Origin of the sequence: Domibacillus aminovorans (assembly GCF_001643235.1) — a bacterium.
Taxonomy (GTDB): domain Bacteria; phylum Bacillota; class Bacilli; order Bacillales; family Domibacillaceae; genus Domibacillus; species Domibacillus aminovorans.
This window is the reverse complement of record NZ_LQWY01000005.1, coordinates 220141-244976: the sequence shown is the minus strand read 5'-3', so window position 1 is coordinate 244976 and position 24836 is coordinate 220141. Positions and strand designations below refer to the sequence as shown.

Sequence of the window (24836 nt, the reverse complement as noted above, 5' to 3'; positions counted from 1 at the left end):
CAAATTATATGCCTGTTTCATAAAAACATACTATAAAATATCTTTTTGTTCAAGATTTGTTTGTATTTTTGCACGTAATAAACTAGAGATCAGCATCCGTATTTACGAACAACTTACTATTCATTATGGTGCACAAATGAATGTCACAGCCCTTTCCGCATCATATCATCTTTTGATACAGGATGATCCACTTTAAATTGAACGATTTGAAGTGGATGACGGGCAGCGTCGAGCTCATTGCCATCTTCATCGACGACGGTTCCAACAACTTGAGTAAAGGCGTCCATGTCCGGACCAAAAAATTCTACTGTATCGCCCGGACGAAAAAAGTTACGTTGCTGCAACGTGACGATTTGTGTGTCTTTATCATAATCTACGACAAGACCGGTAAAGTCATGAGACGCTTTTTTACCATGAACACCAAACAACTGCTCATCTGCACCCGGTGTACCTTCAAAGAACGCTGGTGCTGCTGGACGATTTGCACACTTCTCAAGTTCTTCTAACCATTCAGGCTGAATGGTGAAGTTTTCCGGGTCCGCGCAATAAGCATCAATAACTTTCCTGTATACACTGACAACTGTTGCAATGTAATGAATCGATTTCATTCGTCCTTCAATTTTTAAGCTGTCAATGCCTAGTTCAACAAGCCCGGGGATCGACTGAAGCAATCGTAAATCTTTCGGGCTCATCGCAAATGGTGAATCACCTTCTGTTGTCAAGGCCATTTCTTCGCCATCTTCCATCTCAACAAGATTGTAATCCCAACGACATGACTGACAGCAGCCCCCGCGATTTGAATCGCGCGCTGTCATGTGATTGCTTAGCACACAACGCCCTGAATACGCGATACACATAGCACCATGAACAAACGTTTCGATTTCAATATCGACTTTTTCTTTCATGAGACGCATTTCTTCCCCTGTCGTCTCACGCGCTAAAACAACACGGTCCAGCCCTTCTTCTTTCCAATATTGAACCGCTCGCCAGTTAGACAGCGACTGCTGTGTGCTTAAATGTACTTCCACATTTGGTGCAACGCGGCGACACGTTTCGATAATAAGTGGATCCGCAACGATAATGCCTGCTATACCTACTTCTCCAAGACCACGCAAATATTCTTCAAGACCGTCAATATTTTCATTGTGTGCAAAAATATTCGTTGTCACATATACTTTTGCTCCGTAACGTCGTGCAAATGCGACGCCTTCTTTCATATCGTCAAATGTAAAGTTACCTGCATTGGAACGGAGACTGTATTCCTGACCACCGATATACACCGCATCTGCTCCATAGCGGACAGCAATTTTCAATTTTTCAAGTGTTCCGGCCGGTGCGAGCAGTTCCGGCTTTTTCACAATGACTCGTTTACCATCGACAATCGTTGAAATGCTGCCGTTTTTGAGTGCTGCCATCATTGTATCCTCCTTCTTTAATAAACCGTTTCTTTAAAGAAAAAGCCCGTGTCCAACGGCCGATGATCTTGCTGGAGTGCTTCAGCTTCTTCAAGCAATTCTTCTTTTTCATCTTCATATTGATCCGGGTTTTCAACACATAAATCGATTGCTTTTCGATACAATTTTGTCACCGAAACACGATAGTCTTCTGTTTGAAGAACGCCGTCAATTTTAAATGAATCGATGCCTGCTTCAATCATCTCCTGCAGCTCATCAATAATGCACATATCATTTGGACTCATAATATGCGTACCATTTTCATCTTCATAAATAGGGTACTTATTGCTTCGTTCTTCGTCATGCAAAAGCATATTTTGCGCACCTTGCCGCTTTTTGATTTCCATCTTTTTGCCCATATATTCAAAATAATGACCAAGAAGCGGCCGTTTTGATTGGAACATGCATGTCATGCCATGCACTTGCACTTCAATCGCGACTTCAGCATTTTCTTTCGTTTCAATGATCGCATCCATGCTGAGTTCGCGTGCAAGCACCGCACGGACAGAACCACGTTTCCCCCAGTAGTTCGCTGTATACCAGTTTGTCGCAATAGTCTCAGGACTCCAGTGAAGGGGAAAGTCTGGTGCAGATGCGCGAACTGCCATTAAGACCGCCGGATCGCCAAACACGATGGCGTCAGCTCCTGATTCTTTGACGAATTGTACGTATTCATCCAGTTCATCAGCAATTTTATTATGAAAAATCGCATTCACTGCGACGTATACTTTTTTCCCGTATGCATGTGCCAATGTAACGGCTTCTTGTATTTGCATACGGCCAAATTCCCCAGCAAGGCGAAGACCATACCGCTGCTCACCTAGGACAAAAGCATCAGCACCCGCTTCAATTTGTCGGTTCATCTCGCTGACACTGCCCGGTGTCACTAGTAATTCTGGCTTTGTCACTTTTCTTCACTCCGTTTTATGCTGACAGCAATCCCATCACCAGACGGCAAAATCATTGTCTGGAAATCGGGATGTGTCATCAGCCATTCATTATAATCCATAATTTTTTGTACCATTTTCTCTATTCGTTTCGACGGTGTTTCTATTCCTGCAGCATATCCTTTAAATAATACATTATCGGAATAAATGACGCCGTTCGGTGCAAGCATCGGTGCATATAAATCAAAAAAGCGTCGGTATTGTCCTTTTGCTGCATCAATAAAAATCGCATCAAACGGTCCATACTTTTCCGCTTCTTCTGCCAGTTCAAGCGCATCGCCAAACAATACGTGTATGCGTTCCTCATCATTTGAGCGGCCGATGTTTTGGAGTGCCTGCTCATGCCGTTCACTGTCCCTCTCCATTGTCGTAATATGAAGGTTAGGTACAGCATCTGCCATCCTGAGCGCTGAGTAACCAATCGCTGTTCCGATTTCGAGCATACGTTCAGGTTTTTGAAGCTTTAACATTGCAATTAATGTCTCCATACCAACAGGTTCCATGATAGGTACGCGGTGTTTTAGTGCGTACTGTTCCATTTCCGCAAACAATTTCACGCGTGCCGGCAGCAGCGATTCAATGTAGCGGTGTATCTCGTCTTTCATGAAAATATGACCTCTTTTCTAAGAAAAAGAGAAAGCTGTATTAGCTTTCCCGAGTCTTCTGTGCCCGGATTATTCTATCATAGAAAAGAAAGAAAATCCATGCACGTTTCTTATTGATTATTTGTAATGTATTTTTGTTTCAATGCATTATGTTCATCCAATGTTTTTGAATAATATACATCCCCTGCAGGTGAAGCGAGGAAATATAAATAATCCGTCTGTGCCGGTTCTAGAACTGCTTCCATTGAGTCCCTTCCGCTGTTACCGATCGGTCCCGGTGTTAGCCCTTTTACCTGATACGTGTTATAGGGTGAATTAACTTCAAGATCTTTATATAAAACGCGATCCTGATGTGCACCTTTTGCGTATAAAATGGTAGGGTCTGTTTGCAATGGCATATCTCTTTTCATTCGGTTGAAAAAGACGCTGGCGATTTTTTTACGGTCTGTTTTGCCAGTTGCTTCTTCCTCAACGAGCGAAGCAATTGTTAAAAATTCATGAATCTTCATGCCGGATACTTTAATTTGATCTGTATAGCTTTTGACAACTTCATCCGTCTTCGCGATCATTTCTTCCGCAAGTTCTTCGACAGATTGCGCCCCGGGCGTCACTTCATATGTTGCCGGGTATAGATAGCCTTCAAGCGGATAGCGAATATTTTCATTGAGTACTGCTTCTGTGACGACAGCTGGATAAGTTGCCATCATTTTTTTGACGAATGCATCATCATTAAGTGACTTCATCACATCTTCCGGATCATGGTCGGTTGCAGAAGCTATGATCTCAGCTATTTGTGTCAATTGATAACCTTCTGGAATCGAGATCTTTCCATCTGCTAAACCCGTCACTTTGCCCTCTTTTAACGCTGCGATAATTTCTTCAGGCGTCATCGAAGGAGACAGTATATATTCACCTGCCTGAAAATCGCCTTCTCCTATATACTTCACATAATATTTAAAGAGAGTCGCATTTTTAACGACTCCGCTTTCTTCAAGTTTCTGTGATATTGATGATAAACTTGATCCTAGCGGAATGGATACTGCTACTTCTTCCTCGCTTATTTCATCGGCCGGTTTAGCGGCACTTTGCCATACATAATACGCACCCGCTGCTCCTCCTACCATGATCAGAAGGAAAAAAACAAGCACAAATAATACAGCCCGTTTCAGCCGCTTTTTTTTTCGACCGGCTGGCGGATATAGCTTATTCGACATAAAAATCCCCTTTCGACAACATCTTGCATTTTTTCTTATTATACAAGAATGTGATCAAAAGAAAAAGAACAGGTGCTTAATAGCTGCCTGTTCCTCTAAAAATTATTCCTGCTCTTCATCATCAAGGAATGTGTTGAGCATCTCTTCAATCATTTCCCACTCTTCATCCGATTCGATCGGTTCAAGTTCTCCGTCTTCTCCGTCTTCTTTTGGAAGGAACGATGATGCATGTATTTCGATTTCTTCATTATCATCTTCCTCTGCGCCTACAGGGAAATAAAGAACGTACGATTTTTCAAATTCATCTGAATTAAAAGTGAAAAGCACTTCGCAAAGCTGCTCGTTACCGTTTTCATCAATTACTGTAATGTGTTTTTCGCCATGTTCCATTAATGGTCACCTCATTATTTTTGGCTGTCGAGATATCCTTGCAGAATCATCATCGCTGCCATTTTATCGATCACTTTTTTACGTTTTTTCCGGCTGACATCCGCTTCTAATAATACACGTTCCGCTGCCATTGTAGTTAATCGTTCATCCCAAAGAATGACAGGAAACCCGAATGTTTCTTCAAGCAGAGCCGCAAAGCGCTGCGCTGCTTCTCCACGGGGACCAACTGTATTATTCATGTTTTTTGGAAAGCCGACGACAAATTTGCTCACGTCATGCGCGCATACAAGTTCGCCGATCCGCTCAATGCCAAATTCACCGGCTTCTTCGTTGATCTTTATTGTTTCAATGCCCTGCGCTGTCCAGCCAAAGGCATCACTAATCGCGATGCCTACTGTTTTCGTGCCGGAATCAAGGCCCATCGTTCTCATGATGTCGGATCCTCCTGCTGTTCTTTCAAGTACGTTTTGACAAGTTCTTCAATGATTTCATCCCGTTCCAGACGCCGGATTAAGTTACGCGCATCATTATGGCGCGGAATGTAGGCCGGGTCACCGGAAAGCAAATATCCGACAATTTGGTTGATCGGATTGTAGCCTTTTTCTTCAAGCGCACTATGCACTTTAAATAATACTTCTTTTACATTTTCTTCATACGGTTCTTCAGGAAAGTTAAACCGCATTGTCTTGTCAAAAGAACTCACTGTCAGCACCTCACTTCATGCGGGGGTGAATTTAGCCCGCTTCCTGTACGTTATGTTCATTGTACAACAAATGACGATATATTCAAATGGATTTAACCCATTCCTCAGCACATTTTAATGCTTCGTCCATTTTTGACGGATCTTTTCCACCGGCCTGCGCCATATCTGCACGCCCTCCTCCTCCACCGCCAAGACGTCCTGCTACTTCTTTCACAAGTTTACCGGCATGGTATCCTTTTTCTGTTAAATCGCCAGTAACAGCGGTCACGACATTCACTTTGCCATCTGCTTCAGCAACAAGCACGATGATACCAGGAGTCACTTTTTGCTTCAGTTCATCCGCCATTGTACGCAATGTATTCATATCCGGGGACTGTACACTTACCGCAAGCAGTTGGACACCGTTAATCGTTTGAATTTGATCTGTTAAACTTCCTGCTTCTATGTTTGACAACTTTTTTGAAAGTGATTCATTTTCACGTTGCAATTCTTTTAACTCTGTCTGAATGCTCTCCACTTTTACTAAAATATCTTTCGTGTTTGATTTTAGTTTCATTGCTGCTTCTTTCAACACTTGTGCCTGGTTGTTCAAATAAAGGAACGCCCCTTCACCTGTCACCGCTTCAATACGGCGTGTACCTGCGCCAATACCACTTTCAGATAACACTTTAAATAGACCAATTTCTGCTGTATTGACGACATGGCAGCCGCCGCACAACTCTAAGCTGTAATCGCCTATAGATACAACACGGACAATATCTCCGTATTTTTCACCGAACAATGCCATCGCGCCCATTGCTTTCGCTTCTGCAATTGGTTTAAAGGCTATTTCCACTGCAATTCCTTGCCAAATTTTTTCGTTGACGATTGTTTCGACCTGCGCGAGTTCCTCCGCTGTTACTTGTCCGAAATGCGAGAAGTCAAAACGGAGACGGTCTGGATCAACGAGTGATCCTGCCTGATTCACATGTGTGCCAAGTACATCTTTTAACGCTTGATGCATTAAATGTGTCGCTGTATGGTTTTTAACAATTTTCCCGCGTGACAATACGTCGACTTTCGCTGTAACACGGCTGTCTGCTGTTAATATGCCGCTTTCTACAACTGCATTATGCACATTTTGACCATTTGGTGCTTTTTGCACATCTTTCACCGCAACGCGTACTTCATCAGATTCAAGCACACCTTTATCAGCAATTTGTCCGCCGCTTTCAGCATAAAACGGTGTTTCCTTCAAAATAAATTGAATTTCATCGCCTTCATGTGCTTCATCAATCATCACACCGTCTTTCATGATGACAGCGACTGTCGTGTCAACAGTAAGACGATCATATGTGAACGTGCTTTCCGTCGTAATTGTTGATAAAATTCCGCCTTGAACTTGCATCGAATCAGTATCTTGACGAGCTGCACGGGCGCGGTCACGCTGCTGCTTCATTTCTTGTTCAAATCCCGCGTGATCGGCTTTCATGCCTTCTTCTTCCGCATATTCTTCTGTCAACTCAACCGGGAAACCATACGTATCATATAAACGGAATATATCTGCACCGGCAATAGTATCAGATCCGGATGCTTTCGCTTTTTCAATGACAGACGACAAAATTGCAAGCCCTTCATTCAGCGTTTCGTGGAATCTTACTTCTTCATTTTTAATCACTTTTTGAATGAACGCCGATTTTTCCGTGACCTCGGGATAATAATCGTTCATTATGTCGCCAACAACCGGCACAAGTTCATACATGAACGGACGGTTAATGCCAATTTGTTTTGCATAACGCACCGCACGGCGAAGTAAGCGGCGAAGGACATAGCCGCGCCCTTCATTCGATGGAAGCGCACCGTCGCCGATGGCAAAAGCAACCGTACGAATATGGTCGGCAATCACTTTAAACGCTGTGTCTTTTTCTGCATCTACGTGATATTTTTCGCCGGAAATACGTTCTGTCGCACGGATGATCGGTATAAATAAATCCGTATCAAAGTTTGTTGGCACGTTTTGAACGACCGATGCCATTCGCTCAAGACCCATCCCTGTATCAATATTCTTCTTCGGAAGCGGTGTGTATGTACCGTCTGGATTATGGTTAAACTCAGAAAACACGAGATTCCATACTTCTAAATAACGATCATTTTCGCCTCCAGGATACAATTCGGGATCATTTTCATCCGCACCATATTCTTCGCCTCGATCGTAGAAGATTTCCGTATTTGGGCCACTTGGACCTTCTCCGATATCCCAGAAGTTTCCTTCAAGGCGAATGATGCGTTCATCCGGCACACCAACTTCATTTTTCCAGATTAAATATGCTTCTTCATCTTCCGGATGAATCGTCACAGATAACTTATCTGCTTCAAAGCCAATCCACTTTTCATCTGTAAGGAACTCCCAAGCCCAGTAAATGGCTTCTTTTTTGAAATATTCTCCGATTGAAAAGTTACCTAGCATTTCAAAAAATGTATGGTGTCGGGCTGTTTTTCCGACGTTTTCAATATCGTTCGTACGAATCGATTTTTGAGCATTGGTGATGCGTGGATTATCAGGAATAATTCGTCCGTCAAAATATTTCTTTAATGTCGCCACTCCACTATTGATCCAGAGCAGGCTCGCATCGTCAATTGGAACGAGCGGTGCGCTTGGTTCCACGCGATGACCTTTCTCCTGGAAAAATTCTAAATACAGGCGGCGAATATCTGCGCCAGTTAATGTTTTCATTAAAAATTCCTCCTCAAAATATGTATACATAATTCCCGGAAAAGAACGAAAAGACAGCAAAAAAAGCCCCATCCCCTAACAGGGACGAAGGCTTCTTCGCGGTACCACCCTGATTGCGAATCAACTTTACGACTCGCCTCTCAAACGCCTTAACGCGGCATACGACAGTAATTCCTGCACTCGAGACCTAGCTTTCCATCATTCTTCATTCAGAATTCCTTTCAGCCTAGGGAACTCTTCTCTAGTCGAATGGGCTATGATGTACTTTTGTCCTTCTCCGATTTGTCAAAATAGATTGATAATCGAATTATAAAAAGGATTGCGCCATTTGTCAATGAAACTCACGACCATTCGTCAATTGGACTAAGCGAACCGTCTTCTTCCACTTGATGAATAACGAGACCACCTTCTAGTTCAGACATTTCTACACAACAGTCGTGGCAATAAAACTGGCCAGCCCCAATTCTCCCAACTTCCCGGCTGCCGCAGTTCGGACAAGATATCATACTGTTCACTCCTACTTCTTTTAAATGCAGTATGTCCGAACGACGCGTTTTTATGCTTCAAGCTGCAAAAAATCGTATGGTGTGACATGATCCATGCCGATCATCGGGTCGACATTCATCCATGTCTCTTCCGTTAACTTCCCGGCAGCAGGCAGCACAGAGGAAGGTTCCTCTTCTGTAAGCCGCTCTGCCAGCGCCGTTTTTCGAATGAGGTCGTCGTTTCTTGCGATACCTATGTTAAAGGCCTCTTCTTCCCCACATAAAATAAGAAATTGTTTGCTTCGCGTAATCGCTGTGTAAAGCAAATTGCGCCGCAGCATCCGGTAATAGCTTTTAACAACCGGTAAAATGACGATTGGAAACTCACTTCCCTGCGATTTATGAATCGAGCAGCAAAATGCGTGCGTTATTTGATTTAAGTCATTACGCGTATACGTTACTTCATTACCTTCATATGAGACAATGACCATGTCTTCTTTTTCCGTATTTTCTTTTGCGAAAAAGATTGAAATAATTTCGCCAATATCACCGTTAAAGACATTTTGTTCCGGCTGGTTGACGAGCTGTAGTACTTTATCGCCTATCCGGTATTTGATGGAACCAAATGGCAGTTCTTTCCGACGGCCATCTACATTTGGATTCAGTACATTTTGCAGCACTTCATTTAATTTATCAATGCCCGCAGGTCCTTTATACATCGGCGCGAGCACTTGAATATCGCGCGGTTCGTATCCTTTTCCAGCTGCATTTTTGACTACTTTTTCAATGACTTCCGGAATTTGCTCGGTCCGACAGCGAAGGAATGACCGGTCTTTTTGTGGCTGCGTAAGCGTATCCGGCACACGCCCATCTTTTATGCTATGTGCCAGGCTAATAATAGACGAGCCTTCTTCCTGACGATAAACATCCGTTAAGCGGACAGACGGAATCACCTGTGATGCCAGCATATCTTTTAACACTTGTCCAGGACCGACCGACGGCAGCTGATCTTCATCACCGACGAGTACAATTTGCATATCGTCCGGCACTGCTTTAAACAATTGATGCGCAAGCCAAATATCAACCATTGACATTTCATCGACAATAAGCAGCCTTCCTGCAATTTCTTTTCCTTCTTCTTCTGGCTCTTCCTGTCCATTAAAGCCGAGCAGCCGATGAATGGTGACCGCAGGCAGACCGGTCGATTCCATCATCCGTTTGGCCGCACGTCCAGTCGGCGCGCACAATTTAATGGGAAATGGCTCTTCCTTATCATAGCGCTTCGGATCAAGTGACAATCCGTGCAATTCGCCGTATAATTCGACGATTCCTTTAATAACGGTTGTTTTTCCGGTACCTGGCCCTCCTGTTAAAATCATTAACGGAGACGCCAGTGCCGTTTGAATCGCACGCTTTTGCGAAGGAGCGTATGACATGCCGGTACGATCTTCAAGTTCACCGAGCGCTAGTAAAAATTCGGATTCTGGAAAGGAATTCAGGTCCTGATCGAGTACACGCTGCACGTTTGTGACGAGTCCTTTTTCAGAAAAATAAAGAGACGGCATATATACCCGTTTGTCTTCGCCTGATACTTTTCCTTCTTCTTCAAGTTCGATCAGACGCTTTGCAATTGCATCAAACTCTCCTGTCCCATTTGCACTTCTATCAAGCAGTTCTTTTACTGTATGTAAAAGGGCTTCTGCTTCAACGTAACAATGTCCTTCCTGAAGACATTGCTGTTCAAGCATGTATAAAATGGCAGCTTTCAACCGATCGGGGTGCTCTCCGCTAATGCCAATTTTCGCACCAATTTCATCCGCTCTTATAAAGCCGATCCCTTCGATATCTTCCACGAGACGATACGGATTTTCACGTATGATGTTTAACGATTCATCGAAATACATTTGATAAATTTTCATCGATAGTTGCGGGCCGAAGCCAAAATCATTCAGCGTCATCATAATTTGCTCTAGTCCCTGGTGTTTCATTAACGTGTCGTATAACATGTCGGCTTTTTCTGCGGGAAGCCGCGGTACTTCCTTTAAACAGGTCCGATCTGCGATAATTTTCGAAATGGCTTGTTCACCGAGTGTTTCGACAATCGTTTCCGCTGTTTTTTTGCCGATTCCTTTAAACAGATCGCCGGATAAATACGTAATCACACCCTGTTTCGTCTGTGGCATTTCTTTTTGTGCCGTCCGGGCAATAAACTGGCGGCCGAACCGCGGATGATCTTTAAATTGACCGTGAAACATATACATTTCGTGCTCATGAACAGCGGGAAAATAGCCGGTCACGACCGCTTCTTTTTCTTCGTAATTCCCGTCCGTTTCCGTGACGCGGACACGAAGAACAGTGTAAAAATTTTCAGCATTTCGGAAAACCGTCACAATATGCCGGCCTTTAAGAAACTGTTCATCTTCTGTGAATAAATCCCTTTTATCCTGCGCCACGTACATCCACTCCGTTATTCTGCTTTTTCAAGCAGTTTTTTTCCATATCCAGCGAGCATATGATCCGGCTGAATCTCCAGTGCATGGTCGAAACATTCATATGCTCTTTCTGCATTTTCATAGTGTCCCGCAAATAGGACGCCAAGATTATAATACGCATCCGCATGATCTGGATCCTGTTCGATAACGGTTTCAAGCTGACTTTTCGCTTCTGCATATTGCTCCGTTTTGGCAAGTGACAGCGCAAATTGAAAACGTGCTTCTGTATCTTCTTCATTCAATTCAACCGCCCGCATTAAAAAGGGAAGCGCCATAACGGTCTGTTCAAGCTGTACAAACGACAGCCCTAGCATAAAAAATGCATCGGCTTCGTCCATGCCATTTCGGGTTGCTTTTTCAAATGATTTTGCCGCTTCTTCAAACTGCTCCTGACTGAAATAAAAAGAACCAAGTGCATAATGAGCAGCTCCAGCAGCCGGATCCACTTCTACTGCTTTTTCATAAAATTTCACTGCGCGCGCGTAGTCACCCATTTCAGCTAATACATGACCGAAATTAATGTACGCGGCCGGATCATTCGGTTCTTCTTCAATTTGTTCTGTAAATAATTTTAGTGCTTCTTCCCATTTTCCTTCTTGTAAAAATTCAATACCTTGCTGGTTTTTGTCCATCGTATCCTCCGAAAAAAGTTGTTAGTTGTTTCTTTCATTATAACAAAGACAAGTAAATGTCCCAAAAATACTTTAGGATGACAGATTCGTTATCTCGCCATGAAATCGATAAATCCCGCCAACATAAGTGGCGGGATTACTTTATCCTACATAATCAAGCTGTTTTCCTTCTTTAAATACTTCATCAATCGTACCGCCGCCAAGACAGATATCTCCGTCGTAAAAGACGACAGCCTGGCCCGGTGTGATGGCGCGTACCGGTTCGTCAAATGCAACACTCGCCTGGCCGTTGCCGATCAACTTAACCGTCACGCCTGTATCTGCCTGGCGGTAGCGAAATTTTGCCGTGCATCGAAATGTATCCGGCATATCCCTCTCTGTTGTGAAGCCGACATTTACAGCATTCAATGAATCGGAGTATAACTTTTCATGATCAAATCCTTGCACAACGTACAATTCATTTTTCTCAAGATCTTTTCCGCCGACAAACCAAGGATCACCGGAGCCGCCGATGCCAAGACCGTGGCGCTGACCGATTGTGTAGTACATTAACCCGTCGTGATGGCCCATTTTGGCACCAGCAAAGGTCACCATATTACCCGGTTGCGCCGGCAAATACTGACCTAAAAATTCTTTAAAATTGCGTTCACCGATAAAACAAATGCCCGTTGAATCTTTTTTCGCAGCAGTCGCAAGTCCTGCTTCAGCCGCGATTTCACGGACGCGTTTTTTCTCAAGCTCACCAATCGGGAACATGACTTTATCAAGCTGACTTTGCGATAATTGATTTAAAAAATACGTTTGGTCTTTATTGCTATCAATACCGCGCAGCATTTTGACTTCGCCGCCGCTGCGGTCAATTCTTGCATAATGACCTGTTGCAAGATAATCAGCACCTAGCTTCATAGCGTGGTCTAAAAAGGCTTTAAACTTAATTTCTTTATTACACATGACGTCCGGATTCGGCGTACGTCCTGCTTTATATTCATCTAAAAAGTACGTAAATACTTTGTCCCAGTACTGCTTTTCAAAATTGACTGCATAATATGGAATGTCAATTTGATTGCAGACGCGGATGACATCATCATAATCTTCCGTCGCCGTGCAGACGCCAAATTCATCTGTATCATCCCAGTTTTTCATGAAGATGCCGATGACGTCGTACCCCTGCTCTTTGAGTAGCAGAGCCGCAACCGAAGAATCGACACCACCGGACATGCCGACTACAACTCGTGTATCTTTCGGTGCTTTCATTTCTTCACTCTCTTTCTATGATAGCCGCTTGACGATTTCAGCCGTTTTTACCGCAGCTCGCTCAATTTGTTCTTTTGTATTGTTTAATCCAAAGCTGAACCGGATCGATGAGCGTAATTTATCAGAATCTGTACCGAACATCGCCGTTAATACGTGAGATGGCTCGATGGATCCTGCTGTACAAGCCGAACCGCTTGATGCCGCAATTCCTTCCATGTCAAGATTAACAAGAAAAGCTTCGACATCCACCCTTGGAAAAAATAAGTTTAGCACATGTACAAGTGACTGTTCAACTTTACTGTTTACAGAAAAGTCGATGTCCTGTTTCTCTAATGTTTCAATGAAAATCGATTTTAACTCTTTGTATTGGTCCGTTCGTTTTTCCATCGATTGGATCGCAATGGATGCTGCCGCAGCCATTCCAGCAATGGACGCGACATTTTCTGTTCCGGCCCGACGTTTCCGCTCTTGCTCACCGCCGTATAAAAGAGGTGATAGCGGCAAGCCTGCCTTTGCATACAAGACACCGATTCCTTTTGGCCCGTTAATTTTATGGCCCGAGATGGCTAGAAAATCAACATTTAATTCCTGAACGTTAATGGGTAAAACACCATACGCTTGAACGGCATCCACGTGGAATACTGCCGAATGGTCACGGAGTAGTTCTCCAATTTCTTTCACAGGCTGAATGGCACCTGTTTCATTGTTTCCATACATAATTGAAACAAGAATTGTATCCTCTCGGAGTGCTTTTTCTACGTCCTGAACGCTGACAACACCTGATTCATCTACTGGCAAATACGTCATGTCAAATCCTTCTTTTTCAAGTGCTTCGCACGCGTGCAGGACAGCATGATGTTCTATCGCTGTTGTAATGATATGACCTGCTTTTTTCAAACGGGCTGTGCCAAAAATAGCTAAGTTGTCTGCTTCTGTGCCGCTTCCGGTGAATATAATATCATTATGTCCTGCATGTATTGTGCTTGCAATCATCGTCCGCGCTTCGTCCACAATACGGCGGGCGTCGCGTCCGAAAGAATGAATGCTTGATGGATTGCCATGCGTGCCGGATAACACATCGAGCATCGCTTTTGCAACATCCGGGTGAATGGGAGACGTGGCAGCGTGATCTAAATAAATTCGGTCCATTTTTACACCCCGTTAAATATAAAACATGTACGCATCGGATTCGCCGGTTGTCGTATGGTTCGCCAGGTCATCAAGCGTTGTATTTTCAAGCACATTTTTAATGGCGTCACTAATCCGAATCCAAAGCTCTCGTTTCGCCGGCTCTTCTTCTTCAATTCCTTCAACGAGCGTAATCGGTCCTTCGAGCACACGAATAATGTCGCCCGCTGTAATCGTTTCCGGTTCATGACCGAGCACGTAACCGCCGTACGCACCGCGAATACTGCGGACAAACCCTGCATTGCGGAGCGGCGCAATAAGCTGCTCTAAATAGTGTTCTGATAAATTGTGTGCTCCCGCAATCACGCGCAGTGATGTCGGTCCGTCACCGTGTCTTTTGGCGAGTTCAATCATAATGGTTAATCCGTAACGTCCTTTAGTAGATATCCTCATATTGTTACACCTCTTCTTTTCAATTCGAGTATTTTGCTATTGTTATATTCGAAATTCTTTCACATTTTTTATTCATTACATAATAACTCTAATCACATGCTTATCATAGTATATCATTTCATATAAACAAAAAACATGCCGGAATACTGTGGATTGTGATACAGTGAGACAAAATACAATAAATAGGGGAATTTTTATGAAGCCACTTGCCTACAGAATGCGACCGCGTACGATTGATGAAGTTGCCGGTCAAGATCATTTAACTGGACATGGAAAAATTATTCGCCGCATGACAGATGCAAAGCAATTGTCATCGATGATTTTATATGGACCACCTGGCACTGGAAAAACGTCCATTGCAGGCGCGATAGCCGGCAGCACGAAATATGCGTTCCGGATGCTAAATGCCGTCACCAGTAACAAAAAAGATATGGAAATTGTGGCCGCTGAAGCAAAAATGTCAGGCAAAGTCATTTTGCTGTTAGACGAAGTGCATCGTTTGGATAAAGCAAAACAAGATTATTTACTGCCTTTTTTAGAAAACGGGATGATTACGCTGATTGGTGCGACGACAAGTAACCCTTATCATGCGATCAACCCGGCGATCCGCAGCCGCTGTCAAATTTTCGAAGTGCAGCCGCTCACACCTGATGCAGTGAAAAAACTGCTTTTGCGCGCACTTGACGATTCAGAACGCGGTCTCGGTTCTTACAAAACCGATGTGACAGACGAAGCACTTAATCATTTTGCCGAAGCATCTGGAGGTGATGTGCGGAGTTCATTAAATGCGCTCGAGCTTGCCGTCACGTCAACACCGCCAAACTCGGATGGCGTCATTCCGATTACACTTGAAGCAGCCGAAGAATGTTTGCAGCAAAAAAGCTTTGCGCACGATAAAGATGGGGATGCACACTATGATGTATTAAGCGGCTTTCAAAAATCAATTAGAGGCAGTGATGTCAATGCAGCGCTTCATTATTTGGCGAGGCTGATTGAAGCGGGTGATCTCGTCAGTATTGCCCGTCGTCTACTGATCATCGCCTATGAAGATATCGGTCTTGCAAGCCCTCAGGCAGGTCCCCGTATACTTGCGGCCATTGAAGCGGCGGAAAGAACTGGCTTTCCCGAAGCACGCATTCCACTTGCCAATGCCGTTATTGAACTTTGTTTATCCCCAAAATCAAACACGGCTTATAAAGCGATTGATGCAGCCCTTGCTGACATCCGTGCTGGACGCGCAGGCGAAATACCTGCTCACGTAAAAGACGCAAGTTATAAAAGTGCTAGCAAACTTGGCCGCGGTGTAGATTACAAGTACCCGCATGATTTTGAAAATGGCTGGGTCTCTCAGCAATATTTGCCGAATACGCTAAAAAACAAGCGCTACTATGATCCAAAAATGACCGGTAAATTTGAACAGGCTTTAGCCAGTGTATATGAGAAAATTGAAAAAGGGAAAAAAGTGTGAACAAATGCTTTATGACTAAATTTAAATAAGCCTAAACAATAAAACCCCTGGACGCTATATGCCGCATCCAGGGGTTTCATTATGCTGCGACATCCCGTTTTGAAAAAACAAAAAACGCGAGTAATTGGAAGACTACATAATACACGGCAAGTACAGCAATGGAGAAACCTAAAGTCATTCCTTCAACCATCACGTTTCCTGTTTCATACTGCAGTAAGTTCGTATTAGCAAACAACACATATTTCGTCCAATCATAGCGCATAGCAAGTAAATATGTCACATTCGGTCCCATGAACAAAAGAAACAGTGAAATCCCAATCGCAAGCGAGCTATTCCTGAACACAGCCGAAATCATAAATGCCATCGTCGCTAAAATAAACACATCAACGGACTTTAGCACGTATAGCTTTATTAAGTGAACGAGCATATTTTGCTCCACGACTTGTCCATTCACATAAGCAAGGTGAGTCGATTCACCTGAAATACCAAACAGCGTCGCACCAATGATAACCGAGTACAAAAATAGCACCATCATTAAAAATAACCCGAACAGTACAACGACTGCATACTTGGAAAATAAGATTTTCGGGCGGCTGATTGGTCTAATCAACAATAACTTTACCGTCCCCCACGTATATTCACTCGCCACAATTCCGCCCGCAACGATAATCATAAATAGCCCGGCAAAGCTGAGAAAATCACTGCTGCCTTCCACGAACGACCACATATATTCTGATGTCGGCACGGGTACATTTTCCGAAAGCCGGTAATCATGAATCGCTATTTGGCCTTCAATATACTCTTTTTGATCAGTAGTCATATTCGGTTGTTCTTTCAATTGCTGCTCGTACATCGCCAATTCACTCTGAACAATTTGCTGCCAGTTTTGCTGCTCTGTCTGCTTACTTTCCTCATACTTTGTAAACCCCGCAAACGCCGCCACCATAATCAAAAGTAATCCGATCATTACATATGTACCCGGCCGCTTAAACTGTTTGATCCATTCATTTTGAATAAGCCCGATCATTTACATCACCTCCCGTTTTTCCGTAATATCCAGGAACCGTTCTTCTAACGATTTCGATGCCTTTTTCACTTCATACATATCAATCCCTTTGCCTGCAAAAAAATGAATAACTAGCGGGATTTGCTCTTTGTCTGCTTCAAATGTAATTCGGCCTCTCGAAATTTTTGGCTGAAGATCCTCAAACGCCATTTTCATATATTTCGCCGCCATCTCAGCATTGTCCACTTCAATGCTGTACGTATCCCGTCCTTCTTCCATCCATCCTCGTACAGACTGCATATCAATAAGCTTTCCTTTTTGAAGTATGCCGATCCGGTCACACATCATTTCCATCTCACTAAGCAAATGACTTGAGACGATGACCGCCATCCTTTCTTTTTCAGCGAGATCGCGGATGTACTGACGAATTTCTTTTATCCCTGCCGGATCAAGTCCATTTGTCGGTTCATCCAAAATTAATACTTTCGGGCGATGAAGCAGCGACTGGGCAATACCAAGACGCTGACGCATTCCGAGCGAGTATGTTTTCACTTTGTCATGAATGCGGTCTTCCAGTCCGACAAGCTTGACGACTTCGTCAATACGCTCGCGGCTCACACTTTTTTGCATGCGGGCATATTGTTTTAAGTTGTCATAGCCGCTTAAAAACTTGTACATTTCGGGATTTTCAACAATCGCGCCAATGTGTCGGATCGCATCTTCAAATTCGGTTTGAATGCTATGTCCAGAAATCGTAATATCACCTTCTGACAATTTCATTAATCCAACAATCATCCGAATCGTCGTCGTTTTCCCTGCTCCATTCGGACCGAGAAATCCAAACACTTCTCCTTCCTGAATCGTAAAGTTAAGTGAATCGATAATCTTTTTTCCTTTAATCGTTTTCGAGACATTTTCAAGCTGAATGACAGCGTTCACACCAATTCCCCCTTTTTGAAATTGCTTTTCAACCATTCCAAAATTGATAAGCCTTGCTCTTCACGAATTTGTTCGACATTGCAATGTGCGGTAATCCGACCTGATTCAAGAATAATCGCATCTTCTAAAATCGGTTCAATTTCCGTAATTTCATGTGTGGCGATGATCACCGTCTGCTCACCGAAATCAATGAATGACACGAGGCCTTGTACAATCGTGTCACGCACCATCGGATCAAGACCGATAAACGGTTCATCAAGCAGCAGCACATCGGTCTGACGTGATAACACAAGCAAGAGCTTCAACCTGCCCTGTTGCCCTTTTGATAACTGACTCACTTTTTGATGACGGTCCAGCTCCATGAACGTCAATAATTCTTCTGCTTTTTCTATTGAAAAATCGCTGTACTGCGAATGATAATAGTGAATCATCTGTTCAATTTTAAAACCCGGGTATAACATGCCTTCGCTTGCTAAAAAGGCCAAATTAGAAGCAGTTTTCCGGTCTGCTTTTTTTCCTGCTATTGTCACATCACCTTTTGATGGATACACAAGCCCCGCCATTATTTTCATCATCGTTGACTTCCCGCTGCCGTTCGGACCGAGAATGCCATACACTTTTCCTTTTTCAAATGTAAATGTGACGTTGTCAAGTGATTTTCGTTTCCCATACTCTTTCGTTACATGATGCAATTCAATCATGTCCACTTTCACCCCCATTTAAAAATGACTGTACAGATTCATGAATTTCCCGGTCTTCAAGACCGATGCTGCGCATGTTTTCAATAAATAAAGCAATTATTTCCCGCTGAATGTCCGATCGCAGCTTCCGCTTCATATCTATTTCTTCCGTCATAAACGTTCCCTGCCCCCGCTTCGTTTCAACGACACCGAGACGCTCAAGTTCACCGTACGTACGTTGAATTGTATTTGGATTAACTCCTGCCTGGATCGCCATTTCCCGCACAGAAGGAAGCTTTTCACCAGGGATTAATTCGCCGCGCACAAACTGCTGAACAATTTTGTCTGCAATTTGACTGTATATCGGCTTTGATGTTTTAAATTGTGCACTCATCATTTACACCTCAACTTTTCGATCAAGAAGCCATCCTGCTGCCATAAATAAAAGGAGTAAACCAATGATAGATAGAAGGACAGGCCATACTTGAATTGCTCCATCCGACAGCGTAAAACCGAATCCTTCAAACATGATCGTATTTGATGCACTCGGACTGAAACGAATCGTCCATTGATTGAAAAAAGATTGTACAACATCCCATGTAGTCATTCTCCCGATAATTGTATTCGTAATAAAATAAGCAGCTGCAATAATGATCCATCGAATTTTTTTCAACATAGGATACTGATTTAACGAATGATACAGCGCCCACAAAAACAATCCCCATATAGTGAAGTACAAAGCGCCAATTACGATGCCTCCATTTAACATGAGTCCTTTTAACAGAAGGCCTTCAATAAAAGGAAATTTTCCTTGTTCAATGATGGAAAAGCCTGAAGAACGAGAAATGAATAAACTGAATGCCATTAAAAGGTTTGTCAAAATAAGTGAAGCGATCATGACAAGAAAAGCACTTATTAATTTGGAGGATAGCAGTTTTTTCCCACCTGCAGTACCGTGCAGCCAGTACTGTCCCTTTTCTTCCGCTTTCAGCAAAATACACGCTGCTATTGGAAGAAGGACCATATGGCCCATATAAAGCAAAATGAAAAATGGAAAAACAAGATAAAATTCACCTTTGTACGAGGCGAATACGGAACCGGCTGCATAAAGGAGAATAATCGCTGCTAGCCAGACCCACAAATACGTTTTCACAAGCAAAAAGTCCTTTTTTAATAACCCTCGAAACATTTATCATCACCTCATGTATTAGTGTACTATTTCAATAGTACACTAATACACAAATATGCGTCAACTACTTTTCCCAACTGAAAAACGCCAACCTTATTAAACGGCTGGCGTTTCATTTATAGAGTGATGGATTTTAGGTCAACAAAAAAACCATCCTATTTAAAGGATGGCCATTAATCATTTACACGAGCTATTCGAATGTCTTTTAATACTTCCCGCACGACGTAGCTAGCCATAATTAATCCAGCAACAGATGGAACAAATGCATTGGACGCCGGCGGCATTTTCGCTTTGCGAATTTCCGCGTCATCATTGCCGACAACTTTGCGTACATCTTCACGAATAACAATTGGGCTTTCGTCAGAAAAGACGACGGGAATGCCTTTTTTAATGCCTTCTTTTCGAAGGCGTGTCCGAATTACTTTCGCAAGCGGATCCGTGTGTGTTTTAGAAATATCAGCAATGGTAAAACGAGTTGGATCCATTTTATTGGCTGCACCCATGCTTGAAATAATCGGTATCTCGCGTTTTAAACATTCTTTCATTAAATGAATTTTGTATGAAATCGTATCAGATGCATCCACAACAAAATCAAGGCTATAGTTGAAAAATTGTTCATACGTTTCTTCAGTATAAAACATTTTTAGCGCAATGACTTCACAGTCTGGATTAATATCAGCAATACGCTCTTTCATTAAATCCGCTTTCGGCTGGCCGACTGTTGATAATAGCGCAGGCAGCTGGCGGTTTATATTTGTAATATCAATAACGTCTTTGTCAACGAGAATTAAACGGCCAACACCAGAGCGGGCGAGGGCTTCTGCTGAAAACGAGCCAACGCCGCCAATTCCGAGCACAGCCACTGTTGTATGTTTTAATAAATCAAGCCCTTCTTTTCCAAAGGCTAGTTCATTGCGTGAAAATTGATGAAGCATATACACTCACTCCTGTTTTGGACATAAAAAAAAGACGGCGAATCCCAATTATGCCGTCGTGTAAGATTATATGTTTTGAACCCGCTCACTCGCAGGTGGGTGTCCTGCTTCAGGCGTTGCAAGTCCCCGCAAAGGGCATGTGCGCTGTCCAAAAACCCGGACTCCCTAAACATATTGCGTTCGGTCAAAACAGATAGAAAAACTAACGTACACATCAGGATTCGCCTTTCTGATTACATATTATCATACGCTTTTTCAGCAGTCAACTCTAGATAACTTAATTAATCAGAAAATTTAAATTATTATCTCATTCTTTTTATTTAGCTGTTTGACGTACACGCAAATGCAATTCTTCCAGCTGTGCTTCAGATACTTCACCCGGTGCGTTTGTCAATACACATGACGCGCTTGCTGTTTTCGGGAAGGCAATCGTATCACGCAAGTTTGTACGGCCAGCAAGAAGCATGACCATACGATCAAGACCTAGCGCGATACCGCCATGTGGAGGCGTGCCGTATTCAAATGCATCAAGTAAGAAACCAAATTGCTCTTTTGCCTGTTCTTCTGTAAAACCAAGCAGTTTAAACATTTTTTCTTGAATATCGCGTTCAAAAATACGGATTGAACCACCGCCAAGTTCATAGCCGTTCAAGACGATGTCATACGCTTGCGCATGAACAGCGCCTGGATCTGATTCGAGTTTGTCCAAATCTTCACGGGCAGGCATCGTGAACGGATGGTGAGCCGCATAGTAGCGTCCTTCTTCTTCGTCATACTCAAGAAGCGGCCAATCTGTCACCCAAAGGAAGTTATATTTTGATTCATCGATCATGCCAAGTTCTTTTCCAAGCTTCAAGCGAAGAGCACCTAAAGCATCTGCAACGATTTGCTTTTTATCAGCTACAAACATAATTAAATCGCCTGTTTTGGCGCCGGCTGTTTCAAGCATTTTTGCCTGTTCTTCTTCTGTAAAGAATTTAATGATCGGGCCTTTTAATCCATCCTCTTCGACTTTAAGCCATGCAAGACCTTTTGCGCCATATATCGCTGCAAATTCTGTCAAATGATCGATGTCTTTACGTGAATATTTCACGCCACCACCCGGTACGTTAAGTGCTTTTACTTGACCGCCGGATTCAACAACCTGTGCAAATACTTTAAAACCGGAGCCGCGAACAACATCCGCCATATCAATGAGCTCAAGACCGAAACGTGTATCAGGCTTGTCAGATCCGAAACGATTCATCGCTTCGTCGTATGTCATGCGCTGGAATGAATCCGTAATGTCAACATTTTTCACGCGCTTCACAACACGTTTCAGCATTTCTTCTGTCATTTGCATAATATCTTCCTGACTCATAAAGCTCGCTTCAATATCGACTTGCGTGAATTCAGGTTGACGATCTGCACGCAAATCTTCATCACGGAAGCAACGGGCGATTTGATAATAACGGTCAACACCAGATACCATCAATAACTGTTTGAAAATTTGCGGCGACTGCGGCAATGCATAAAATTCACCTGGATGAACACGGCTTGGCACTAAATAGTCACGTGCGCCTTCCGGTGTTGATTTTGTTAAAATCGGTGTTTCAACATCAAGAAAGCCACTGTCATCCAAGTAATCACGGATTGTTTTTGTTACGTCGCTGCGCATTTTCAACGTATCAAACATAACCGGACGGCGAAGATCCATGTAACGATATTTCAAACGGATGTCTTCTGATACTTCCATACCATCTTCAATCATAAATGGCGGTGTTTTCGCTTCGCTTAATACATTGATTTCTGTTACGTGTACTTCAATCGTACCTGTTGCAATGTTTTCATTAATCGTTTCCGCGTCACGCTTCACAATTTTCCCTTTAATATCAAGCACGTATTCATTCCGTACTTTTTCAGCGATGGCAAGTGCTTCTCCTGAAATTTCCGGGTTAAACACGATTTGCATAATGCCTGTACGGTCGCGTAAATCGATAAAGATGACGCTTCCTAAGTCACGGCGACGCTGCACCCATCCTTTTAACGTTACTTCTTCTCCAATATGCTGCTCGGTCATTTCACCGCAATAATATGATCTTCCAAACATTTATTTCGCCTCCATTTTTGTTTTTAAATAATCTGTCAGCTCTGAAAGTAGAACATTGTCCTGCGATCCTTCTGCCATATCTTTTACTGTAATACGGTTTTCAGCCAGCTCATCTTCACCGAGAATAGCTGTGAATCTTGCTTTTTGGCGGTCAGATGCTTTCAGTTGTGCTTTCATTTTTCGGTCCTGATAGTCGCGGTCTGCTGAAAATCCAGCCGTTCGAAGTTCGTGTACGAGAGCGACAGAATGGTCTTTTGCCTCAATACCGAGTGCGACGATAAAACAGTCCAATCCGTTGTCAACTGGCCACTCGATCCTTTCTGCTTCCATTGCAGCAATAAACCGTTCAATACTGAACGCAAATCCGATCCCCGGTGATTCTGGTCCGCCAAGATCCTGTACGAGGCCATTGTAACGGCCGCCGCCGCAAAGCGTCGTAATCGCACCGAATCCTTCCGCTTCGCTCATCACTTCAAAAGCGGTGTGATTGTAATAATCAAGACCACGAACGAGCTTCGGATCAATCGTATACGCTATGCCGATTGCATCTAAATAACTCGTCACTTTCGCAAAATACGCTTTTGATTCATCATTTAAATAATCAAGAATCGACGGTGCCGTTGCCATCAGTTCATGATCACGATCTTTTTTGCAATCAAGAATGCGAAGCGGATTTTTTGCAAGACGCGTCTGACAGTCTGTACAAAATTCATCGATGCGCGGCTCAAAGTGTGCAATGAGCGCTTCACGGTGCGCATTCCGGCTTTCAGCATCGCCTAGTGAATTGATGACAAGATTGAGTTTTTTCAGACCCGCTGACTTATAGATATCCATGATGAGCGCAATTACCTCAGCGTCAATCGCTGGGTCTTCACTGCCGATTGCTTCGACACCGAACTGGACAAACTGACGATAGCGGCCGGACTGCGGGCGTTCGTAGCGGAACATTGGACCTGTATAAAATAATTTAGTCGGCTGATCCGGTATGCCGAACATTTTATTTTCAACAAATGAACGAACAACAGCGGCCGTACCTTCTGGACGAAGGGTTAAACTTCTTTCGCCACGATCTTCAAACGTGTACATTTCTTTTTGAACGATATCGGTTGTATCCCCGACACTTCTCGTAAATAGTTCTGTATGTTCAAAAATTGGTGTCCGAATTTCCTTATAGTGATAACGGCGACATACATCTTTTGCAATCGACTCAATGTACTGCCATTTTTCCGATTGCCCCGGTAAAATATCTTGCGTGCCGCGTGGAACTTTCACTGACATGTTCATTCCTCCTCATGTATGTATAAGCACATAAAAAAACTTCCATCCCTACAAAAATTTGCAGGGACGGAAGTTTTCCGCGGTGCCACCCTCGTTAAAGCCGGAGCTTTCACTTTTTTGATAACGCAATACGCGGTTTTTCCTACTATTATTCAGAAAAACGCCTCGGAAGTGTCTTTTCATGAAGATGCACCGTAAATGCTCTCAGTCTTGGCATTTTTCTCTGTCCGGTCAAGCTTTCATTACTTTTCTTCGTCAATGGCTTTTATTTAGTATGATGAAAGAATTATAAAAAACTTTTGCCTATTTTTCAAGCACGTTTTACGCTTTACTATCGAGAATGAGCGTGACAGGTCCATCGTTGACAAGCGATACATCCATCATAGCACCAAATACACCCGTTTCCACGTGTATACCTTTTCCACGTATCATGTCGTTAAACTGTTCATATAAAATGTTAGCCTGTTCACCGCCAGCTGCCGCCATAAAGTTCGGACGGCGGCCCTTTTTGCAGTCACCATAAAGCGTAAACTGCGAAACGGATAAAATGGAACCGCCACGGTCAAGCAGGGATTCATTCATTTTGCCGCTTTCATCTTCAAAAATGCGCAAGTTGATGATTTTTTCAGCAAGCCAGGCGGCGTCTTTGTCCGTATCGTCATGTGTAATGCCAACAAGCAAAACAAGACCCGATTCAATACTACCCGCTACTTCTCCATCTATTGCTACAGACGCTTGTTTACTTCGCTGTAAGACAATTTTCATTTACATAACACCTTCGA

The 24836-nt window shown here is 43.3% G+C and carries 24 protein-coding genes, 1 other RNA gene and 1 other annotated feature; of the genes, 1 reads left to right on the top strand and 24 read right to left on the bottom strand.

The window, feature by feature from the left end; translation table 11 throughout:
* Positions 1-143: 143 nt before the first annotated feature.
* The 14 genes from AWH49_RS03295 to cymR all read right to left on the bottom strand — a co-directional run bounded on the left by AWH49_RS03295 (position 144) and on the right by cymR (position 14470).
* Positions 144-1415, bottom strand: coding sequence for a peptidase U32 family protein (locus tag AWH49_RS03295; protein ID WP_063964626.1), 1272 nt, complete (start codon positions 1413-1415; stop codon positions 144-146).
* A gap of 17 nt (positions 1416-1432) precedes the next feature.
* Entirely contained in the window at positions 1433-2362 is a 930-nt protein-coding gene (locus AWH49_RS03290; RefSeq protein WP_063964625.1) for a peptidase U32 family protein, read from the bottom strand.
* Positions 2359-3006 carry an O-methyltransferase gene (locus tag AWH49_RS03285; protein WP_063964624.1) on the bottom strand — a complete coding sequence of 216 codons (648 nt, stop codon included), beginning with the start codon at positions 3004-3006 and terminating at the stop codon, positions 2359-2361. The genes AWH49_RS03290 and AWH49_RS03285 overlap by 4 nt, the downstream gene beginning before the upstream one ends.
* A 110-nt stretch (positions 3007-3116) precedes the next feature.
* On the bottom strand, positions 3117-4220 hold the full coding sequence (mltG, locus tag AWH49_RS03280; protein WP_063964623.1) for an endolytic transglycosylase MltG: 1104 nt from the start codon (positions 4218-4220) through the stop codon (positions 3117-3119).
* A gap of 102 nt (positions 4221-4322) precedes the next feature.
* Positions 4323-4610 (bottom strand): DUF1292 domain-containing protein, encoded by a 288-nt coding sequence (locus AWH49_RS03275; RefSeq protein WP_018394010.1) that lies wholly within the window; start codon positions 4608-4610, stop codon positions 4323-4325.
* Positions 4611-4624: 14 nt separating this feature from the next.
* Complete coding sequence (gene ruvX / locus AWH49_RS03270; protein WP_018394011.1) at positions 4625-5041, bottom strand: Holliday junction resolvase RuvX; 417 nt, start codon at positions 5039-5041, stop codon at positions 4625-4627.
* Complete coding sequence (locus tag AWH49_RS03265) at positions 5038-5313, bottom strand: IreB family regulatory phosphoprotein (protein WP_063964622.1); 276 nt, start codon at positions 5311-5313, stop codon at positions 5038-5040. The genes ruvX and AWH49_RS03265 overlap by 4 nt, the downstream gene beginning before the upstream one ends.
* 82 nt (positions 5314-5395) lie before the next feature.
* Positions 5396-8026 (bottom strand): alanine--tRNA ligase, encoded by a 2631-nt coding sequence (alaS, locus tag AWH49_RS03260; protein ID WP_063964621.1) that lies wholly within the window; start codon positions 8024-8026, stop codon positions 5396-5398.
* A 341-nt stretch (positions 8027-8367) separates the two neighbouring features.
* The gene (locus AWH49_RS19850) at positions 8368-8532 is read right to left on the bottom strand and encodes a hypothetical protein (protein WP_018394014.1); all 165 of its coding nucleotides are present in this window, start codon (positions 8530-8532) and stop codon (positions 8368-8370) included.
* 50 nt (positions 8533-8582) lie between these two features.
* A complete protein-coding gene (gene recD2 / locus AWH49_RS03255) occupies positions 8583-10970 on the bottom strand; it encodes an SF1B family DNA helicase RecD2 (RefSeq protein ID WP_063964620.1) in 2388 nt (795 codons plus the stop codon).
* Between the two features lie 8 nt (positions 10971-10978).
* A complete protein-coding gene (locus tag AWH49_RS03250) occupies positions 10979-11635 on the bottom strand; it encodes a tetratricopeptide repeat protein (protein WP_063964619.1) in 657 nt (218 codons plus the stop codon).
* A 141-nt stretch (positions 11636-11776) separates the two neighbouring features.
* Positions 11777-12889 (bottom strand): tRNA 2-thiouridine(34) synthase MnmA, encoded by a 1113-nt coding sequence (mnmA, locus tag AWH49_RS03245; RefSeq protein WP_063964618.1) that lies wholly within the window; start codon positions 12887-12889, stop codon positions 11777-11779.
* 15 nt (positions 12890-12904) lie between these two features.
* The gene (locus tag AWH49_RS03240) at positions 12905-14038 is read right to left on the bottom strand and encodes a cysteine desulfurase family protein (protein WP_034286187.1); all 1134 of its coding nucleotides are present in this window, start codon (positions 14036-14038) and stop codon (positions 12905-12907) included.
* A gap of 12 nt (positions 14039-14050) precedes the next feature.
* Positions 14051-14470, bottom strand: a complete 420-nt coding sequence (cymR, locus tag AWH49_RS03235) for a cysteine metabolism transcriptional regulator CymR (protein WP_018394019.1) — start codon at positions 14468-14470, stop codon at positions 14051-14053.
* A 196-nt stretch (positions 14471-14666) separates the two neighbouring features.
* Here cymR and AWH49_RS03230 point away from each other — a divergent pair, with 196 nt between their 5' ends.
* Complete coding sequence (locus AWH49_RS03230; RefSeq protein ID WP_063964617.1) at positions 14667-15938, top strand: replication-associated recombination protein A; 1272 nt, start codon at positions 14667-14669, stop codon at positions 15936-15938.
* Between the two features lie 79 nt (positions 15939-16017).
* Here the strand turns inward: AWH49_RS03230 and AWH49_RS03225 are convergent, their stop codons facing one another.
* The 10 genes from AWH49_RS03225 to dtd form a co-directional block, all read right to left on the bottom strand.
* Positions 16018-16965 (bottom strand): ABC transporter permease, encoded by a 948-nt coding sequence (locus tag AWH49_RS03225; RefSeq protein ID WP_063964616.1) that lies wholly within the window; start codon positions 16963-16965, stop codon positions 16018-16020.
* Positions 16966-17883 carry an ABC transporter ATP-binding protein gene (locus tag AWH49_RS03220; RefSeq protein WP_094777133.1) on the bottom strand — a complete coding sequence of 306 codons (918 nt, stop codon included), beginning with the start codon at positions 17881-17883 and terminating at the stop codon, positions 16966-16968. It abuts the gene before it with no gap.
* Positions 17880-18584: an ABC transporter ATP-binding protein gene (locus AWH49_RS03215; protein WP_063964682.1), complete on the bottom strand. Its 705-nt coding sequence runs from the start codon at positions 18582-18584 to the stop codon at positions 17880-17882. Before AWH49_RS03215 ends, AWH49_RS03220 begins: the two co-directional genes overlap by 4 nt.
* Positions 18577-18957, bottom strand: coding sequence for a GntR family transcriptional regulator (locus AWH49_RS03210; protein ID WP_063964681.1), 381 nt, complete (start codon positions 18955-18957; stop codon positions 18577-18579). The genes AWH49_RS03215 and AWH49_RS03210 overlap by 8 nt, the downstream gene beginning before the upstream one ends.
* Positions 18958-18960: 3 nt before the next feature.
* Complete coding sequence (locus AWH49_RS03205) at positions 18961-19752, bottom strand: hypothetical protein (protein ID WP_063964614.1); 792 nt, start codon at positions 19750-19752, stop codon at positions 18961-18963.
* 173 nt (positions 19753-19925) lie between these two features.
* Entirely contained in the window at positions 19926-20687 is a 762-nt protein-coding gene (locus AWH49_RS03200) for a tRNA threonylcarbamoyladenosine dehydratase (protein ID WP_063964613.1), read from the bottom strand.
* Positions 20688-20724: 37 nt separating this feature from the next.
* A non-coding RNA gene (ssrS, locus tag AWH49_RS03195) (6S RNA) lies at positions 20725-20911 on the bottom strand.
* 92 nt (positions 20912-21003) lie between these two features.
* Positions 21004-22776, bottom strand: coding sequence for an aspartate--tRNA ligase (aspS, locus tag AWH49_RS03190; protein ID WP_034286196.1), 1773 nt, complete (start codon positions 22774-22776; stop codon positions 21004-21006).
* Complete coding sequence (gene hisS / locus AWH49_RS03185) at positions 22777-24054, bottom strand: histidine--tRNA ligase (protein WP_034286198.1); 1278 nt, start codon at positions 24052-24054, stop codon at positions 22777-22779.
* 59 nt (positions 24055-24113) lie between these two features.
* Positions 24114-24322, bottom strand: a binding site (T-box leader).
* Between the two features lie 53 nt (positions 24323-24375).
* A complete protein-coding gene (gene dtd / locus AWH49_RS03180) occupies positions 24376-24819 on the bottom strand; it encodes a D-aminoacyl-tRNA deacylase (protein WP_063964612.1) in 444 nt (147 codons plus the stop codon).
* Positions 24820-24836: the final 17 nt, after the last annotated feature.

Excerpts from the sequence above, each read along its gene's own strand:
- AWH49_RS03285 (WP_063964624.1), bottom strand. The coding sequence starts at position 3,006 with ATGAAAGACGAGATACACCGCTACATTGAATCGCTGCTGCCGGCACGC.
- AWH49_RS03295 (WP_063964626.1), bottom strand. The coding sequence starts at position 1,415 with ATGGCAGCACTCAAAAACGGCAGCATTTCAACGATTGTCGATGGTAAA.
- alaS (WP_063964621.1), bottom strand. The coding sequence starts at position 8,026 with ATGAAAACATTAACTGGCGCAGATATTCGCCGCCTGTATTTAGAATTT.
- AWH49_RS03215 (WP_063964682.1), bottom strand. The coding sequence starts at position 18,584 with ATGATTGAATTGCATCATGTAACGAAAGAGTATGGGAAACGAAAATCA.
- AWH49_RS03225 (WP_063964616.1), bottom strand. The coding sequence starts at position 16,965 with ATGATCGGGCTTATTCAAAATGAATGGATCAAACAGTTTAAGCGGCCG.
- AWH49_RS03205 (WP_063964614.1), bottom strand. The coding sequence starts at position 19,752 with ATGTTTCGAGGGTTATTAAAAAAGGACTTTTTGCTTGTGAAAACGTAT.
- AWH49_RS03250 (WP_063964619.1), bottom strand. The coding sequence starts at position 11,635 with ATGGACAAAAACCAGCAAGGTATTGAATTTTTACAAGAAGGAAAATGG.
- AWH49_RS03210 (WP_063964681.1), bottom strand. The coding sequence starts at position 18,957 with ATGAGTGCACAATTTAAAACATCAAAGCCGATATACAGTCAAATTGCA.
- cymR (WP_018394019.1), bottom strand. The coding sequence starts at position 14,470 with ATGAGGATATCTACTAAAGGACGTTACGGATTAACCATTATGATTGAA.
- AWH49_RS19850 (WP_018394014.1), bottom strand. The coding sequence starts at position 8,532 with ATGATATCTTGTCCGAACTGCGGCAGCCGGGAAGTTGGGAGAATTGGG.
- AWH49_RS03275 (WP_018394010.1), bottom strand. The coding sequence starts at position 4,610 with ATGGAACATGGCGAAAAACACATTACAGTAATTGATGAAAACGGTAAC.
- AWH49_RS03240 (WP_034286187.1), bottom strand. The coding sequence starts at position 14,038 with ATGGACCGAATTTATTTAGATCACGCTGCCACGTCTCCCATTCACCCG.
- AWH49_RS03200 (WP_063964613.1), bottom strand. The coding sequence starts at position 20,687 with ATGCTTCATCAATTTTCACGCAATGAACTAGCCTTTGGAAAAGAAGGG.
- mnmA (WP_063964618.1), bottom strand. The coding sequence starts at position 12,889 with ATGAAAGCACCGAAAGATACACGAGTTGTAGTCGGCATGTCCGGTGGT.
- ruvX (WP_018394011.1), bottom strand. The coding sequence starts at position 5,041 with ATGAGAACGATGGGCCTTGATTCCGGCACGAAAACAGTAGGCATCGCG.
- recD2 (WP_063964620.1), bottom strand. The coding sequence starts at position 10,970 with ATGTACGTGGCGCAGGATAAAAGGGATTTATTCACAGAAGATGAACAG.
- dtd (WP_063964612.1), bottom strand. The coding sequence starts at position 24,819 with ATGAAAATTGTCTTACAGCGAAGTAAACAAGCGTCTGTAGCAATAGAT.
- AWH49_RS03230 (WP_063964617.1), top strand. The coding sequence starts at position 14,667 with ATGAAGCCACTTGCCTACAGAATGCGACCGCGTACGATTGATGAAGTT.
- hisS (WP_034286198.1), bottom strand. The coding sequence starts at position 24,054 with ATGTCAGTGAAAGTTCCACGCGGCACGCAAGATATTTTACCGGGGCAA.
- aspS (WP_034286196.1), bottom strand. The coding sequence starts at position 22,776 with ATGTTTGGAAGATCATATTATTGCGGTGAAATGACCGAGCAGCATATT.
- mltG (WP_063964623.1), bottom strand. The coding sequence starts at position 4,220 with ATGTCGAATAAGCTATATCCGCCAGCCGGTCGAAAAAAAAAGCGGCTG.